16 protein-coding genes are annotated in these 13,191 nt (G+C 68.5%); 6 read left to right on the top strand and 10 right to left on the bottom strand.

All coding sequences use genetic code 11. From position 1 onward, the window contains the following. The first annotated feature begins 3 nt into the window (after positions 1–3). Both E5671_RS04245 and E5671_RS04240 read left to right on the top strand, forming a co-directional pair. Positions 4–510: an SRPBCC family protein gene (locus E5671_RS04245; RefSeq protein ID WP_160502502.1), complete on the top strand. Its 507-nt coding sequence runs from the start codon at positions 4–6 to the stop codon at positions 508–510. Continuing rightward, a complete protein-coding gene (locus tag E5671_RS04240) occupies positions 510–1,130 on the top strand; it encodes a dihydrofolate reductase family protein (protein ID WP_160502501.1) in 621 nt (206 codons plus the stop codon). Before E5671_RS04245 ends, E5671_RS04240 begins: the two co-directional genes overlap by 1 nt. A 480-nt stretch (positions 1,131–1,610) precedes the next feature. Here the strand turns inward: E5671_RS04240 and E5671_RS04235 are convergent, their stop codons facing one another. The 5 genes from E5671_RS04235 to E5671_RS04215 all read right to left on the bottom strand — a co-directional run bounded on the left by E5671_RS04235 (position 1,611) and on the right by E5671_RS04215 (position 4,763). After that, positions 1,611–2,183, bottom strand: a complete 573-nt coding sequence (locus tag E5671_RS04235) for a dihydrofolate reductase family protein (protein WP_160502500.1) — start codon at positions 2,181–2,183, stop codon at positions 1,611–1,613. Positions 2,184–2,357: 174 nt separating this feature from the next. Further along, positions 2,358–2,738 (bottom strand): hypothetical protein, encoded by a 381-nt coding sequence (locus E5671_RS04230; protein WP_160502499.1) that lies wholly within the window; start codon positions 2,736–2,738, stop codon positions 2,358–2,360. Continuing rightward, positions 2,735–3,322: a TetR/AcrR family transcriptional regulator gene (locus E5671_RS04225; RefSeq protein ID WP_160502498.1), complete on the bottom strand. Its 588-nt coding sequence runs from the start codon at positions 3,320–3,322 to the stop codon at positions 2,735–2,737. Before E5671_RS04225 ends, E5671_RS04230 begins: the two co-directional genes overlap by 4 nt. 211 nt (positions 3,323–3,533) lie before the next feature. Continuing rightward, on the bottom strand, positions 3,534–4,376 hold the full coding sequence (locus E5671_RS04220; RefSeq protein ID WP_160502497.1) for a maleylpyruvate isomerase family mycothiol-dependent enzyme: 843 nt from the start codon (positions 4,374–4,376) through the stop codon (positions 3,534–3,536). Between the two features lie 135 nt (positions 4,377–4,511). Continuing rightward, the gene (locus tag E5671_RS04215) at positions 4,512–4,763 is read right to left on the bottom strand and encodes a TetR/AcrR family transcriptional regulator C-terminal domain-containing protein (protein ID WP_160509975.1); all 252 of its coding nucleotides are present in this window, start codon (positions 4,761–4,763) and stop codon (positions 4,512–4,514) included. Between the two features lie 211 nt (positions 4,764–4,974). Here E5671_RS04215 and E5671_RS47710 point away from each other — a divergent pair, with 211 nt between their 5' ends. Together E5671_RS47710 and E5671_RS04205 are read left to right on the top strand one after the other, a co-directional pair. Next, positions 4,975–5,256 carry a transposase gene (locus tag E5671_RS47710; protein WP_160502496.1) on the top strand — a complete coding sequence of 94 codons (282 nt, stop codon included), beginning with the start codon at positions 4,975–4,977 and terminating at the stop codon, positions 5,254–5,256. 127 nt (positions 5,257–5,383) lie between these two features. Beyond that, positions 5,384–6,811 carry a carbohydrate-binding protein gene (locus tag E5671_RS04205; RefSeq protein ID WP_160502495.1) on the top strand — a complete coding sequence of 476 codons (1,428 nt, stop codon included), beginning with the start codon at positions 5,384–5,386 and terminating at the stop codon, positions 6,809–6,811. 87 nt (positions 6,812–6,898) lie between these two features. Here the strand turns inward: E5671_RS04205 and E5671_RS04200 are convergent, their stop codons facing one another. From E5671_RS04200 to E5671_RS04180, 5 genes are read right to left on the bottom strand one after another with little or no spacing between them, the layout of a single operon-like run. Beyond that, the gene (locus tag E5671_RS04200; RefSeq protein ID WP_160502494.1) at positions 6,899–8,008 is read right to left on the bottom strand and encodes a serine hydrolase domain-containing protein; all 1,110 of its coding nucleotides are present in this window, start codon (positions 8,006–8,008) and stop codon (positions 6,899–6,901) included. Then, positions 8,008–8,928, bottom strand: coding sequence for a DUF6895 family protein (locus E5671_RS04195; RefSeq protein WP_160502493.1), 921 nt, complete (start codon positions 8,926–8,928; stop codon positions 8,008–8,010). Before E5671_RS04195 ends, E5671_RS04200 begins: the two co-directional genes overlap by 1 nt. After that, entirely contained in the window at positions 8,925–9,974 is a 1,050-nt protein-coding gene (locus E5671_RS04190; protein ID WP_336605659.1) for a DUF6895 family protein, read from the bottom strand. The genes E5671_RS04195 and E5671_RS04190 overlap by 4 nt, the downstream gene beginning before the upstream one ends. Beyond that, positions 9,971–10,675 (bottom strand): hypothetical protein, encoded by a 705-nt coding sequence (locus tag E5671_RS04185; RefSeq protein WP_160502492.1) that lies wholly within the window; start codon positions 10,673–10,675, stop codon positions 9,971–9,973. The genes E5671_RS04190 and E5671_RS04185 overlap by 4 nt, the downstream gene beginning before the upstream one ends. A 13-nt stretch (positions 10,676–10,688) precedes the next feature. After that, entirely contained in the window at positions 10,689–10,871 is a 183-nt protein-coding gene (locus E5671_RS04180; RefSeq protein ID WP_160502491.1) for a hypothetical protein, read from the bottom strand. A gap of 404 nt (positions 10,872–11,275) precedes the next feature. Between E5671_RS04180 and E5671_RS04175 the strand changes: the two genes are divergently transcribed. Both E5671_RS04175 and E5671_RS04170 read left to right on the top strand, forming a co-directional pair. Beyond that, complete coding sequence (locus tag E5671_RS04175; protein WP_160502490.1) at positions 11,276–11,695, top strand: MmcQ/YjbR family DNA-binding protein; 420 nt, start codon at positions 11,276–11,278, stop codon at positions 11,693–11,695. A gap of 576 nt (positions 11,696–12,271) precedes the next feature. Then, entirely contained in the window at positions 12,272–13,123 is an 852-nt protein-coding gene (locus E5671_RS04170; RefSeq protein ID WP_160502489.1) for an endonuclease/exonuclease/phosphatase family protein, read from the top strand. Positions 13,124–13,191 lie beyond the last annotated feature (68 nt).

The following is a 13,191-nucleotide window of genomic DNA, read 5'->3' as shown; positions in this document are numbered from 1 at the left end:
CTGATGAATTCGACTGGGCGAGAAGCGCCGACGCAGTCCGCGACGGCCGACCGCGAGATCGTCGTGTCCCGGGACATCGACGCCCCACCGGAACTGGTGTTCAAAGCGTTCACCGAGGTACGGCACCTGTCGCGCTGGTGGGGGCCAGAGGGGTTCACCACCACTACGCGGGCCTTCGAGTTCCGCGTCGGCGGGGTGTGGCAATTCGTGATGCACGGGCCGGACGGCACCGATTACAGCGAGTGGATCACCTGGACCGAGATCGTCCCGCCGGAGCGGATCGCGATGCTGCATGGCGAGTACCGCGGCGACCCGAATGCGTTCGAGTCGGTCCTCACGTTCACGCCCGACGGGGAGAAGACCCGGATCGAGATGCTCACGGTGTTCCCCACCAAGGAGCTGCGTGACGAGGCGATCAAGAAGCACGGCGCGATCGAGGGTGGTCAGCAGACCCTCGGCAACCTGGCTGCCTACGTCGAGGAGATCGCTCGCAAGGGAGTTGAGAACTGATGGCCGGCAAAGTGTTCTTCAGCGTGTCGATGTCGCTCGACGGGTTCATCGCGCCCGAGTCCCCCGAAGAACTGATGGGGCAGCAGTGGATGGAACTGCAGCAGTGGGTCTTCCCCCAGCGGTTCTTCCGAGAGAACCTGAAGCTCGGGGAGGGCGGTGAGGAAGGGCGCGACAACGACATCGTGCGGGAGACGTTCGAGCGCACCGGCGCAAGCGTGATGGGCAAGCGAATGTTCGACGCCGGCGAGCATGCGTGGCCCGAGGATCCACCGTTCCACACGCCGGTGTTCGTCGTGACGCACGAGAAGCGTGACCCCTGGGTGCGGCAGGGCGGGACCACCTTCTACTTCGTCAACGACGGCATCGAGTCCGCGCTCGATCAGGCCCGCAAGGCCGCCGACGACCGAGACGTCCGCATCGCGGGCGGCGGCGCGACGATCCTGGAGTACATGAACGCCGGCCTGATCGACGAGTTCACGATCGCACTCTCGCCCGTGCTGTTCGGCTCCGGAATCCGCCTGTTCGAGGGCGTCGACGCGGGCCGCGTGGCTCTTGACCTGGCCCGTGCAGAGCCTTCGCCGAGGACGACGCATCTCAGTTACACCGTGCGTGCGCGGTAGGCGCGGAGGGCGGCCATGAGGAAACTGGCGGGAGCGTCGAGGTGGTCGGACACGAGGGATCGGGCTCCCCTCGATCGGTCCTCGCGCGAGGTGCCCTCCGGGGTGACCAGAGGGCTGCGGGAATAGCCCTGTGGGCCCAGAGCCCAACTCCACCTGGTCTGAGGGCAGAAGGAAGCGGGGCAATCGGAAGCGGGCGTCCATCACGCCCAGAGTGCCGGCCAGGCTGGAGACGGACTCCAGCAGGTCCGCCTGCCACAGCGGACGGTCGAGCGTAATGGGCCAGGCTTCGTACAAGGAGCACAGATCGCCCACCACAACGCCCACTCGCTCAAACCCAAAGCCGTGCAGCGTGGCTCAACCGGCCGCGGTCGTCTACCTGGCCGGGCTCCATGTCGGGGCATCTTCCTGTTGTCCGCGTGGTGAGCCGCCGCGCTTCGGCCAGGGCGAGTGCGCGACGGCGGGGCGAGCGCGGGAGTCTTGTCAGCGGACGACGTCGAAGACGTTCTTCTGCAGGCCGTTGGCGTAGGCCTCGTGCTCAACGAGCTTCAGCTTCTGTGTGTCCTTGTCGGTGTCGCTGAAGAGCCGCTTGCCCGCGCCGAGCAGCAGCGGGAAGACGAGCAGGTGGTAACGGTCGATCAGGCCGGCGTCCGACAGGGCGTGGTTCAGGGAGGCGCTGCCGTGGACGATGATCGGGCCGCCCTCGGTCTCCTTCAGCGCGGCGACCTGGTCGAGGGTGCGCAGGATCGTCGTCTCGCCCCAGTTCGTTACCAGGTCCTCCTCGGTGAGGGTGGTGGAGACGACGTACTTCGGCATCACCTTGTAGTCGGCGAATTCCTCCATGTCGGGCCACACCGGGCTGAACGCCTCGTAACTGGTTCGTCCCATCAGGATCGCGGTAGCTTCCTTCTGCTCCCGGCCCTTGATCTCGAAGGCCTCGGGGAGGAACTCGACGTCCTTGAAGGTCCACCCAGAGTTCCGGTAACCGGGCTCGCCTCCCGGGCTCTCCACGACGCCGTCGAGCGATATGAAGGCGGTGCTGATCAGGGTACGCATCTCAGGTTCCTCGGTATCTCGTGTCTGGATCTCAGCGGGCGGCCGGTGCACGCTTCGGCCACCCTCGTGGCTGCGGTGCACCAGTCATGATCTATGACTGTGGATCATGGAGTAACTCATCGGTCGTGGCCAGCCCTTTCCGTGAGCCCGGCCATCTTGATGCCGATCTTGAAGTTACGAGGCGCCCGCCGCTGCCAGCACCGCGACCGGCAGGAGCAGAATCCACTGCGGCAGGCGGAGGAGGGGTCTGGGCCAGCCGACGGAGAGCGTGACGACCAGGAAGGCTGCCGCGTACGCGATGAAGTGCGCAGCCACGAACCATGCCACCAGGTTGGTCCCCGGCGTACCGTCCGTCAGGGAGAGGTAGAGCAGAGCGAGTCCGGAGAGCGCCAGGTCGACGCTCACCATGTGCCACACGGCGTGCAGGACCCGCTTGGGTTCGTCCGCGAGCCCGCAGGACAGCAGCGGCCGCACCGCATCGCGGTGCCCGCCGATGATGTGCACGGCGGCCACGCCGAGCGCGGTGATCCCTGCGGCGAGAAGCCAGCCGTTCATCGGACTTCGATTCCTTTGGCCACGACACTGGCCAGCAGTGCGGCGAGCTGCGGGGCAGGGTGTTCCCCGATCAGCCCTACGTGGAAGAACACGGCTCCTGCCAGCGTGTCCAGGACCAGGTCCACGGGCGTTTCGGCCGCGATCTCCCCGCGCAGCACGGCGCGTTCGAAGACAACCAGCAGTCGTTCCTTCGACGGGGCCAGGAAGTCGCCGCGGATGCGCGCCTTCAGTTCCGGATCGGCGGCGAAGTCGGCGAGCAGTCCCGGGAGTGCCGCCGCGGCGGCAGGCGCGCGGAACTCGTCGACCAGGCCCTGCAGCAGTACGGCCAGATCCCCGGCCAGCGTTCCGGTGTCCGGGGGCGGAGTGTCATCGGTCGTCGTGAAGACGGCCTCGAAGACCAACTCCGGCTTGCCCGACCACCGCCGGTAGATCGTGTCCTTGCCGACACCGGCCCGCGCGGCCACCGCCCCGATCGATGTCGCGGGGTAGCCGACCTCGACCACCAGCTCTGTCGTCGCGCCGATGATCGCCTCGTGCGATCGGGGATCCCTGGGACGCCCCCTGGAGGGCAGAGAGGAACTCATGGCATTTACCATACGGGTCGACCCGTAAGGTAAACAAGAGGCTTGGCCCACCCTTCAAAACCGAAGCCGGCGACGCCCCTTCAGGCTGCTGGACAGCTGACGAGTGGTCCGAAGAACGCCTGGCGGGCGCCGAGGTCGGCGTGGGCGAGCCCGAGGGATACACGACAACCGGCCCCGGAACCCGCCAGGAGCCGGTGAGGCAGGCGTCGGGTCAGTAGATGATGGATACGATCTGGCACGCGGCTTCGGCGAGCCGACGATCTCCTTGCACATGGGCGCGGGACAGGGCATCCGCAGGATCGATGCTCCGGGTAGCCAATCGCCAGAGGGTGTCAGCATCCAGCAGCACTGCTGCGGTTGGTCGGCCGCTCGGTGCTCCGGCCAACGACCAATGGTCCGCGGCGGCAGTCGCCGTCCACGTGCCGCCGACGGGGCCCGCGGAGATCACCCGGACCTGCGCCCCGACTGGTGCTGACGTGCGTCGGAGTGTGTGAGGCAGGGCCCGCATGAAGGTATCGAGGACCATGGCCAGGGCACGCGGCTCCGGATCGGTGTCGCGGCCGATGGCGTGGCGGATCTGCTGGCGGTGAGTCCAGTGCTCGGTGAACTCCCGGGCGATGTCCAGCCAGGCCGGCGCAGGGTCGACACCTGCCCACGACACGCCCAGGGCGGCCGCGTCAAGATCGGCTGTGGCGAATCGCTGGGCCAGCTGGGTGCCTGCCGCAGCCAGGGCGTCGATGAGCGAAGCAGGGGTGTCGTCCGCGTGCAGGTCGACCCATTCCTGGTTCGTGCGGTGGATGAACGCCTCGAGCGTCTCGCCATCGGCCGGGTTGTTCCGGTAGCCGCGGCCGAGGCGGCCGTAGTAGTCGCCGAGGAGGTGGGCGGCAACGTCGTGCACCGTCCAGTGCCCGGCTGCCGTCCTGCTCCAGTCGGCGGGTGTCAGGCCACGCAGGGTATCGAGCAGCGATCTGAGCTCCTGACCGAACAGCGCACGTGCGTCGATCGGGTTGCCCAGCCAAGAAATTCCGGACACGCGGTTGGACTCGGGACTCATGGCCACAGCCTGTCAGTTGGGGGCCGTGGCCTGCCATCGAATACTCCGCCCGGGAGAGCCCGGGTGACCCGCTGCGTCAACCGTCCGCGAGCAGTGCGGTTGCGGGCCAGAGCTACCGGCACCCACCGGCCGCCGTCAGGCGTACCGCCCCGAGTGCGCAGGAAGCGAGCTGGTGATGCGGGAGAGGAAGTGTTCGGCGGCGACCTCCGGGTCGTATCTGCTCAGGCGGCCATTGAGGGCCAGGCGGGCCAGGCGGTCAGCGAGGGCGGAGCGTACCCGCAGGGTTGTGCGCTCGCGTACGCTCGCCGCCAGGTCGGGGAGTTGCGCCGCCTGCACACAGGCCAACTGCCGTACGGCGATGGTGTCTTCGTCGCCAAACGCTTTCAGTTACGGGGCCAGGATCGCCATTGGCCCGGACCTGTCCCACGACATGACACCCACCCCGGCCCGGGACACCCTTGCCCTGCACGAGGAGAAGGCCGCGCTCTACCCGCAGTGGGCCGCCGAACTCGGCCCACTGTTGGCATCCTCGTGACGTGACCTGGCAGTTCGTGTTGCATGACACGGGCACAACTGACTGACAAGACATGGCAGTTCGTTGGGACGTGGCTGCCGATCGATCGGTGGGTGCGGCCCGTATCCCGAGTGGCTGTGGCTACGGCAGCAGTTCGAGGGCGCGACAGGGCGGTTCCGGACCGGTGGGCAGTGGCGGAATGCGCCGACCGAGCTCGGTGCCTGGTCCACCGTCCACAACCGCTTCAGGCAGTGGCGGGACGCCGCTGAAGTTGTTGGCCCTCAGTTGTTGGTTCTAGACGTCGGCCTCGTCCCAATGACCGATGCCCTGGCCGACCCCCGGGCGTTGGGCCGGGTGGGTCGCTGATGTGGTCCGTTTTGCCGAACCGGGGGCGTGGGGGGATTTCCTGAGTCGGTGTCGGCAAGGTCTAGGTTTCGACGCCTTTCTGTCTCCACCCCACCGAACCGGATCTTCCGAGGATGAGGAATCACTCATGGTCGACAGACACGCCGCCCGACCCGGCCACCCCCTCCGGCCTGCCCGTCTTCCCTGGTTTGTGGTGAGCGTACTGGGTGCGTTCGTACTGACGGGGTTGCCGGTGGCTGCGGCTGTCGTGCCGCCCGCGCCGACTCCGCCTGTGCCGGCCCCGCAGTCCTCCGTGGTGCCGGCGCCCCCGTCGGCTGCGCAGACGCTGGCCGCTGACAAGCCGTCAGGGGGGTTGCTGCGGGCACTGCGGCGTGACCTGGGGCTGTTGGAGGGGCAGGCGCGGGCGCGGTTGGTCAACGAGGCGGAGGCGGGGACGCGGGCGGGTCGGCTTCAGAACACGCTGGGCAAGAAATTCGCCGGTGCCTGGGTGCAGGGCACGACCTCCGCCCGCCTCGTGGTAGCCACCACGGACGCCGCGGACGTGGCCGCGATCAAGGCGGAGGGGGCACAGGCCAGGGTCGTCAAACATGGTCTGGGTGAGTTGGAGGCGCTCACGGCGAAGCTGGATTCCGCCGCCGTGGCAGGTGGGGGTCTGGAAACGCCGGTGCGGTATGTCGACGTGCGGGCCAACAAGGCGACGGTGCAGGCGACGAGCAGCGCGGCCGCCGACAAGCTGATCGCGGCGGCCGGAGTCGACCGGCGGCTCCTGAACGTCAAGGTGTCGGCCGACCGCCCGCGCGCGCTGCACGACGTCCGCGGGGGCGACGCGTACTACATCGACGAGATGGCTCGATGTTCGGTCGGGTTCTCGGTGACCAAGGGCACCCAGCAGGGGTTCGCCAGCGCCGGGCACTGCGGCAAGGCGGGCGCGAAGACCACCGGCTTCAACAAGGTCTCCCAGGGTGCTTTCGAGGCGTCGGTCTTTCCGCAGAAGGACATGTCCTGGGTGGGCGTGAACAGTCAGTGGGCTGCCACGCCGCGGGTGAAGAGTCAGGGGGCGGCGGACGTGCAGGTCACCGGTTCGGTGCAGGCGCTGGTGGGCGCGGCGGTCTGCCGGTCGGGTTCCACCACCGGCTGGCACTGCGGGACCATCGAGCAGCACGGCGCCAGCGTGAACTACGCGGAGGGCGTCATCGAGGGGGTGACCCGCACCACGGTGTGCGCGGAGCCCGGGGACTCGGGTGGCTCCTACATCTCCGGCAGCCAGGCCCAGGGGGTGACTTCCGGAGGCAGCGGTGACTGCAAGAGCGGCGGGATCACTTTCCATCAGCCGTTGAACCCGCTGCTCAATGAGTTCGGACTCACGTTGAAGACCGCCCTCGCCCAGCGTGATCCCAGTACGCAGGGGACCTCGGGCAGTTGGAGTGCGGGCAAGGTCTATCAGACCGGGTCGCGCGTGACCTTCGACGGCGTCACCTACGTGTGCCTGCAGCCCCATCAGGCTCAGGGCGGGTGGCAGCCTGCCCGCACACCGGCCCTGTGGCAGCGCGTCTGACGGGCAGTTCGTTCACGACATCCCTGGCCGAAGCGGCGACGTCGGGGGCTGGTGTCTCAGGCCTTGGTGTCTCAGGGGTTGGTCGGCTCAGGTCTCTGCGAGCAGTGTGTAGGCCGTCGTCACGAAGGTTTCGCGGGCGCGGTAGCGGCGGGTGCAGACGGCGGCCAGAGCAGTTGCGGTGTCGGGCCTGTAGCCCAGGAAGGCCTGTTGGCCGAGGGTGGCTCCGCAGTGGAAGTAGAGCGGGCCGTACTGGGCGGGGTGCTGGAACCAGGACATGGTGTGCGTGTGCCGGTGCCCAAAGCCCCGCCGCAGGACCGGGCGGCCTGCTGCCCGCAGGGCCGCGGCCAGGGGGTGGCCCGTCGGGTCGAGGTGGGCTTCGAGGAAGGTCAGCAGGTCGTGCGGGGTGGCACGGATCGCGCCTGCTGCCTTGAATCCGCCGATGGTCAGCGGGGGCGTGGGCGTGCTGCCGTCCTTGCGGTGGCCGGTGGCGTCGGTGGCATCCGTATCGTCCGGGCCCGCGGGGTGCAGGGCCGTGCCGCCCAGACGCAGTGGCCGCAGCACCTGTTCGGTGAGCAGGTCGTCCCAGGGGGTGGCGGTAGCGGCGGCCAAGGCGTGGCCGAGCACGGAGACACCGAAGTTGGAGTAGTGCCAGCGGGAGCCCGGCCGCCGGCGCGGTCGTCGGCGTACGAAGGCGTTGACGACGTGCCGGTCCTCGTAGCGGGCGTAGGGGTTGGTGCGCCAGGTGGGCAGGGCCCGGGGGTAGAAGTCGGGGGGCAGGGCGGGCAGCCCGGAGGTGTGGGTGACCAGGTGCGCGAGGGTGATGGGGTGCGCGCCGATGCGCCGCGTGGGGGCGAGGAAGGACAGGGCCGGCTCGCCCGCGGAGAGAACTCCGGACTGCGTCAGGTGGGCCAGCAGCAGTGCGGTGAACGTCTTGGAAGCCGAGCCGATCTCGTAACGCAGCTGGTCACGGGGAACGGGCGGCGGCGGTCCGGTCCCGCCGCAGCGCACCGTGCGCCGGCCGTCGCGGGACAGTGCGAAGACGACATCGGGCGCCTCCACCGCGGCGATGGCGTCATCCAGCCGCCGGTACATCGTCTCGTCGTCCGGGCGGTTCTGCGCCGGGGCGCGGCGAGGCGGAAGTTCGTCTTCGGTGGCGTTGTGCGGTTCGCCTGGCCAGGGCGTGCGCGGGGGCGTCATCAGGACGTGGTGTGGGTGAGTTGCGTCAGGGCACGGGAGGTGGCCATGACGGAGGCGAAGGCGGCGACGAGCGTGGGGTGATAGACGAGGTCGAAGAGTTCTTCGGGATCCCCCTCGGGGATGGTGCGTACGGCGGGCATGGCACCGTCGGCCTGTTGGGCGGCGGCGAAACCCTCCCAGGCTCGTTCGTCCAGCGTGGGACGGGGCAGGCAGGCGTCGACGACCAGGAGTTCGCCGAGGAGGTCCCAGCGCTCCAGGTCCAGCCAGTCGTCCAGCCAGGCGGGCAGCCAGGTGGCCAGGTAGTCGGCGAGCGGGGGCGGGATGTCGTCGGGGTGCTTGCCCCAGTCGGTGAGGTGGAAGACGGTGTGGGTGATGTCGTAGGCGGTGTGCCCTTCCACCGTCCAGGGTTCGGGGGTGCGTCCCAGCCATGTCCGGCCGATGACCTCGGCCTCCGGCGGCCGGGGCTCGAGGCCGCAGCGGCGCTGGAACGCGGAGAGCCCCAGGCGGCGTACGGGTGGCATCTCGCGGGCGGCGAAACTCTCCAGGCGCTGGTTGAGCCGGAAGATCTGCTCGAACGCGGGATGGCTGTAGCCCAGCTCCTTGAAGGGGAGGTAGACCTCGAAGGGAATGGGGGAGATGGGTTCGATGCGCTGGCCGCGCACCAGCATCTGACCGCCGTCCAGCGTGTTGCGCCAGGCGTGGTCGAGCAGTTGCCGTGCCAGCTGCGCCTGCCGGGAGCCCGCCACTCCTTCCCGGAACAACACCGAGCAGATGAGGGCCAGTTCGCCGATGGGTTTGAAGCGCTCCAGAAAGCCCACTTCCGGGTCGACGTCCGGTTCCAGGCGGAACCCGTCGCGGTGGGCGTGCAGCCACTCGAGAGCCTGGCTGCCGACGGTGTGCATGAGGCGGGTGTTGGTCATCTCGACGCTCCTCGTCCCCGCTGTCCAGCCTGCCCCCGACGCGTGGCTCCCGAATGTGCCGGCTGCGCGAAGGCGGGTGCCTTCCCGGTCGCCGCAGCGGCGGTATCGGTGTCCTCGTGCAGTGCGCCGGCGGTCAGTACGGCGGCGAAGACCGTCATCAGCGTCGAGTGGTAGCAGCCGGTGAATTCGTCTGCGGGCGCCCGCTCGGTGAAACCGTCCGCAGGCCCCCTCCCGTCCCGCCCGGAGCCGATCTCCGGAACGGCTCCGGAAGCGCCCTGTGCTCCGGCCAGTCGTGTCCAGGCGTCTTGCAACATCGTGCGGTCGGGCGGGCCGGGCAGGCTGCCTGCCACGGCCAGCAGCTCACAGCTCAGGTCCCACCGCTCGTCCTCCAGGCAGGTGTCCAGCCACGGCGGGAGCCACTGCGCGAGGTAGTCGGCGACCTGCGGGGGAACGCGGTGCGGTGCCGCGCCCCAGTCGGCGATGTGGAAGATCACATGGGTGAGTGTGTAGCCGGCGTCCCCTTCGAACATCCAGGGTTCCGGCAGGCCGCCCAGCCAGGTGCGCTCCAGCGCCCGCTCCATGCCCTCGTGCGGCCGCATGCCGCTGTGGCGTTCGGAGTTGAGGATGCCGAGGCGCCGGTTGGGCTGCTGCTCGGTCACCTGCCAGGAGCGGGTACGTGTCACCGTCGCGGCGGCCTTCTCGAAGCCGTGGTGGCGCAGCCCGGCCGAGGCGAAAGCCGCGTAGATCTCCAACGGGTACGTCGCGAAGGGCTCCAGGCGCTGCAACTGGCACAGGAGGTCTCCCTGCCCGGTCTGCCGCCAGGCGAAGTCCAGCAGATCACTCGCCCTTTGGTGCAGCGGCGCGGTCGATTCGGCATGGCGGCGGACGGTGACGCACACATGCGCCAGTTCTCCCAGCGGCTTCCAGGTGAAGTTCACGTTGCCGTACTCGGCCAACGCGTCATCCCCGAGCACGAAGTCGTCACGGTGCTCGGACACCCAGGCAAGCGCCGCCTCGGCGACCCCCCGGACATCGCGCGCCCTCACCCCGGCACTCCGGCCCGCAACAGCTGCGCCGCCTCGACCTGCAGCAGCACACGGGGATCCTCGGACCCCATCTGCGCCACGAACTCCAGCCCGGCCTCCAGGCCAAGGGTGTGTGGCACGCCGTCCAGCAGGACCAGCCAGCGGCCGGCCCCCGCGGCTTGCAGCCAGTCGCGTCGGCGGACCGCACGCACGAAGCCGCGGGCGACATCCACGGGTCGGGTGCGTGCCACCCGGGCCACCGCGCAGTCGGCGCCGGGCAGCGCGAGGGGAGCCAGCACGGCGAGTTGATGGGTCAGCACCTGCCACGAGGTGTCCTGAAGCCAGGCCGCCGGGGGCTCTGTTCCTTGCGGTGCGCCGTTGAAGGACGCGTCAAGATCCGCCAGAGTTCGTTGCATCGCCCAGTGGCTCCACACCGACGCGGGCGAGGCATCGGCGGGGGGCGGATACGCCAGCACGGCTTTGCTGAACACGGCGAGGTCGTCGGGTTCGACCGGTGTGCGGCGCAGGACGCCCGGCAGGACGGCGTCGGCACCCACCACACGCACGGCGGCGAGCGCGAGGCCGTCCACGGCCGCCGCGTCGGATCCGGTCACGCTGCCGGCCAACCGGAACCGGCCCCCGTCCCGAAGAGCGGAGACCAGTTCCCACGTGAGGCCCTGCACCGCGCCCGCCAAAGGCGACGTAGTGCCTGACTCCTCCATACCGGTGCCCCCGTCAACCCTTCTTCGGGCGCGGAGTCGGAGGCGACAACAGCAGGGAGATCGTCCCGCCAGTCAGGGCCAGCGCCGCACATTCGCGGCTGTCGCGGTAGGAACCGTCGGCCTCAACCGGGTCGAGAGCGGCCTCAACGTCCAGCGTTTCGGCTATGTCTTGATCCGTGAATTCGGTGGAAGCCATGCCTCTGCCTCTTCCGTCATATTACGCTGTGTTTCACGTGATGTCAGCGCGCTTCCTGCACGTACTGTCATCAGTGAAAATTCAACGCATGGGTTTCCTTTACCTCACGCGCATTAGAGAATTGCGCGACCGAGGTCAGGCGGTGTGCTGCACGCCTCTAAATCATTCTCTTCGAGGCGCCCATACAAGCCTAGACGAACCAAGCCGTTGCAGCATCCGCAGGCAATATTCCACATTCGAACTATTGCAACCTGTAAGGGGTTTGGCCGCGCAGCGCCACCGGGCGAGGACCATCCGCTCGACTGGGGTTCCGCACTGTCACGCGGGCTTCCCTGCCCCGCCGCGCCCTGCCGTGCCCAGCCGCGTCCGGCACGGAATTCGTCGGCGGTCGCTAGGGTCGGCCTATGTCCAGTCCTGGAGATGTGCCGCCGGAGATCCTGAATCGGTTGCGGTCGTTCTGTCAGCAGCTGCCCGAGTCGTACGAGGAGCCAGCGTGGATCGGCGTGCGCTGGCGGATCCGTACGCGGACGTTCGCCCATGTCTACACGCCGGACGTGGACCGCTACCCGGCCTACGCATCGTATGCAACCGCAGATCAGGAACCGGTCGTGATGACTTTTCGGGTGCCCGTCGACGATCTGCTCGGCGTTACCGCCGGTGGGTTCCCGTTCCTCCGTGCCGACTGGGGACATAACGTCGTCGCCGCCGTTCTCGGCGACCACACCGACTGGACCGAGCTTGCCGAACTGATCACCGACAGCTACCGCGAGATGGCCCCGAAGTTCCTCGCCGCCCGGGTCCCCCTCCTGCCACCGATCAGCTGACCGGCGGCGGGCTTCGTCTCCCGCGCCCTCGAGGCCCGACGAACTCGCCGCGGCCGCGGTCGCGGTCGCCGACGTCCAGTTCGTGCTCGAGCGGACGCGGAGGCCTTGTTCAGCCATGGTGTGGACCCTGGCCCACGGCCTGGCGTTCCTGCACCTGGATGGCGACGACCCCGACACCCCAACCCCCGAGGTAGTCGCTACCCCAGGCCCACGCGGCCCTCCACGCGCCGTTCAGCGTCTGCCCGGCGATGTCCCCGACGACAGCCGCGGCATTCGGAGGTGCGAACGGCTGTGATCGATGGGCTGGCGGCCGCCGAGCACATCCGCGGCAGTCTCGGTCAAGGGTCGGCGTATGACCCGCTGGCAATTAGGCAGCACGCGCATGGTCGACATGCAACGCGGAGCAGACCACCGCCTCCTACCGCTCAAACTTCCGCGGTACCGCAGGAGTTGCAGGGCCCGGCTTTCTACGGCAGGGGTTGGACACGAACACCCATCTCTCGTTAGACGCCCCTCGGCCGCCTGCCCGCTAGCGTCATGCCTCCATCAACTCAAGGGAATTGAGGGGAGAAACCGATGAGGGCAAAGCGTCGCTCGGCGATGGTCGGGGCATTGCTGGGGGCATGCGTGTTCCTGGTTCCGGAGGCGTCGGCCGGAGCACAGACAGACAATCCACGGGCAGCGGACACGGACGCGCGGGAGGCGGCCGTCCATCCCAACCGGGTGGCCACAATGAACCTCTTCAAGCCCGGGGGCAGGAAGCCCTGGACCACAGCGCAGGAAATCGCCAAGCACGCCCCACAGGTGGTCGGACTCCAGGAAGTATGCCTGCGAGACACGGATGCCATCGTGCGGCACCTGAAAGAGCGCGGTCTCACGTACTACGCGACTGTCGGACCGGCGTCGCAGAAGTTCGGCTGCGGCCGTAGGTGGGGCATCAGGGGGTCCTACGGGAACGTCATCCTGTCAGCGACACCCATAACGGATTCCGGCCACCAGTCCTATCCCGAAGGAGGCAGCGAGGGGCGCAGCTTCGTCTGGGCCAATGCCGTGGTCGACGGGGTCGAAACCAAGATTTTCAACACGCACCTGGCGCAGGGGCCACAGGCGGACGTGCGCGAGAAGCAGGCACGGTTCCTCGCGGACCACGTGAAGCCGCACACGCGCGCCATCGTCCTGGGTGACTTCAACTCCGAGCCCTGGCTGCCGGCGATGTCACCCATGACGTCCCTCCTATGGGACGCCGACCCCTACTGCGGCCCTGTCCAGGACAAGCGCTGCACACCAACCGCGGACGCCAGCCCGAACCGCAAGAAGTTCGACTACGTCTTCCTCAACCGTGCCTACGCCCCGCCGCCCGGCGTCAGCACACACAACACCTTCTCGGACCACGACTTGGTCTATGCGGACGTCAAGGCGAAGTTCTGAACGCTGGTGTTCTCCGCTCTGCGCGGCAAGTGGTGCCAGCTCCCCTGCACCGGCCCATGCCGTCCAGC

It is taken from the genome of Streptomyces sp. BA2 (assembly GCF_009769735.1).
GTDB lineage: Bacteria > Actinomycetota > Actinomycetes > Streptomycetales > Streptomycetaceae > Streptomyces.
This window is presented reverse-complemented; position numbering and strand designations above follow the sequence as displayed.

Bases quoted from the DNA above. Each gene is read 5' to 3' on its own strand.
- E5671_RS04245 (WP_160502502.1), top strand. From the start codon at position 4: ATGAATTCGACTGGGCGAGAAGCGCCGACGCAGTCCGCGACGGCCGAC.
- E5671_RS04240 (WP_160502501.1), top strand. From the start codon at position 510: ATGGCCGGCAAAGTGTTCTTCAGCGTGTCGATGTCGCTCGACGGGTTC.
- E5671_RS04235 (WP_160502500.1), bottom strand. From the start codon at position 2,183: ATGCGTACCCTGATCAGCACCGCCTTCATATCGCTCGACGGCGTCGTG.
- E5671_RS04230 (WP_160502499.1), bottom strand. From the start codon at position 2,738: ATGAACGGCTGGCTTCTCGCCGCAGGGATCACCGCGCTCGGCGTGGCC.
- E5671_RS04225 (WP_160502498.1), bottom strand. From the start codon at position 3,322: ATGAGTTCCTCTCTGCCCTCCAGGGGGCGTCCCAGGGATCCCCGATCG.
- E5671_RS04220 (WP_160502497.1), bottom strand. From the start codon at position 4,376: ATGAGTCCCGAGTCCAACCGCGTGTCCGGAATTTCTTGGCTGGGCAAC.
- E5671_RS04205 (WP_160502495.1), top strand. From the start codon at position 5,384: ATGGTCGACAGACACGCCGCCCGACCCGGCCACCCCCTCCGGCCTGCC.
- E5671_RS04200 (WP_160502494.1), bottom strand. From the start codon at position 8,008: ATGACGCCCCCGCGCACGCCCTGGCCAGGCGAACCGCACAACGCCACC.
- E5671_RS04195 (WP_160502493.1), bottom strand. From the start codon at position 8,928: ATGACCAACACCCGCCTCATGCACACCGTCGGCAGCCAGGCTCTCGAG.
- E5671_RS04185 (WP_160502492.1), bottom strand. From the start codon at position 10,675: ATGGAGGAGTCAGGCACTACGTCGCCTTTGGCGGGCGCGGTGCAGGGC.
- E5671_RS04180 (WP_160502491.1), bottom strand. From the start codon at position 10,871: ATGGCTTCCACCGAATTCACGGATCAAGACATAGCCGAAACGCTGGAC.
- E5671_RS04175 (WP_160502490.1), top strand. From the start codon at position 11,276: ATGTCCAGTCCTGGAGATGTGCCGCCGGAGATCCTGAATCGGTTGCGG.
- E5671_RS04170 (WP_160502489.1), top strand. From the start codon at position 12,272: ATGAGGGCAAAGCGTCGCTCGGCGATGGTCGGGGCATTGCTGGGGGCA.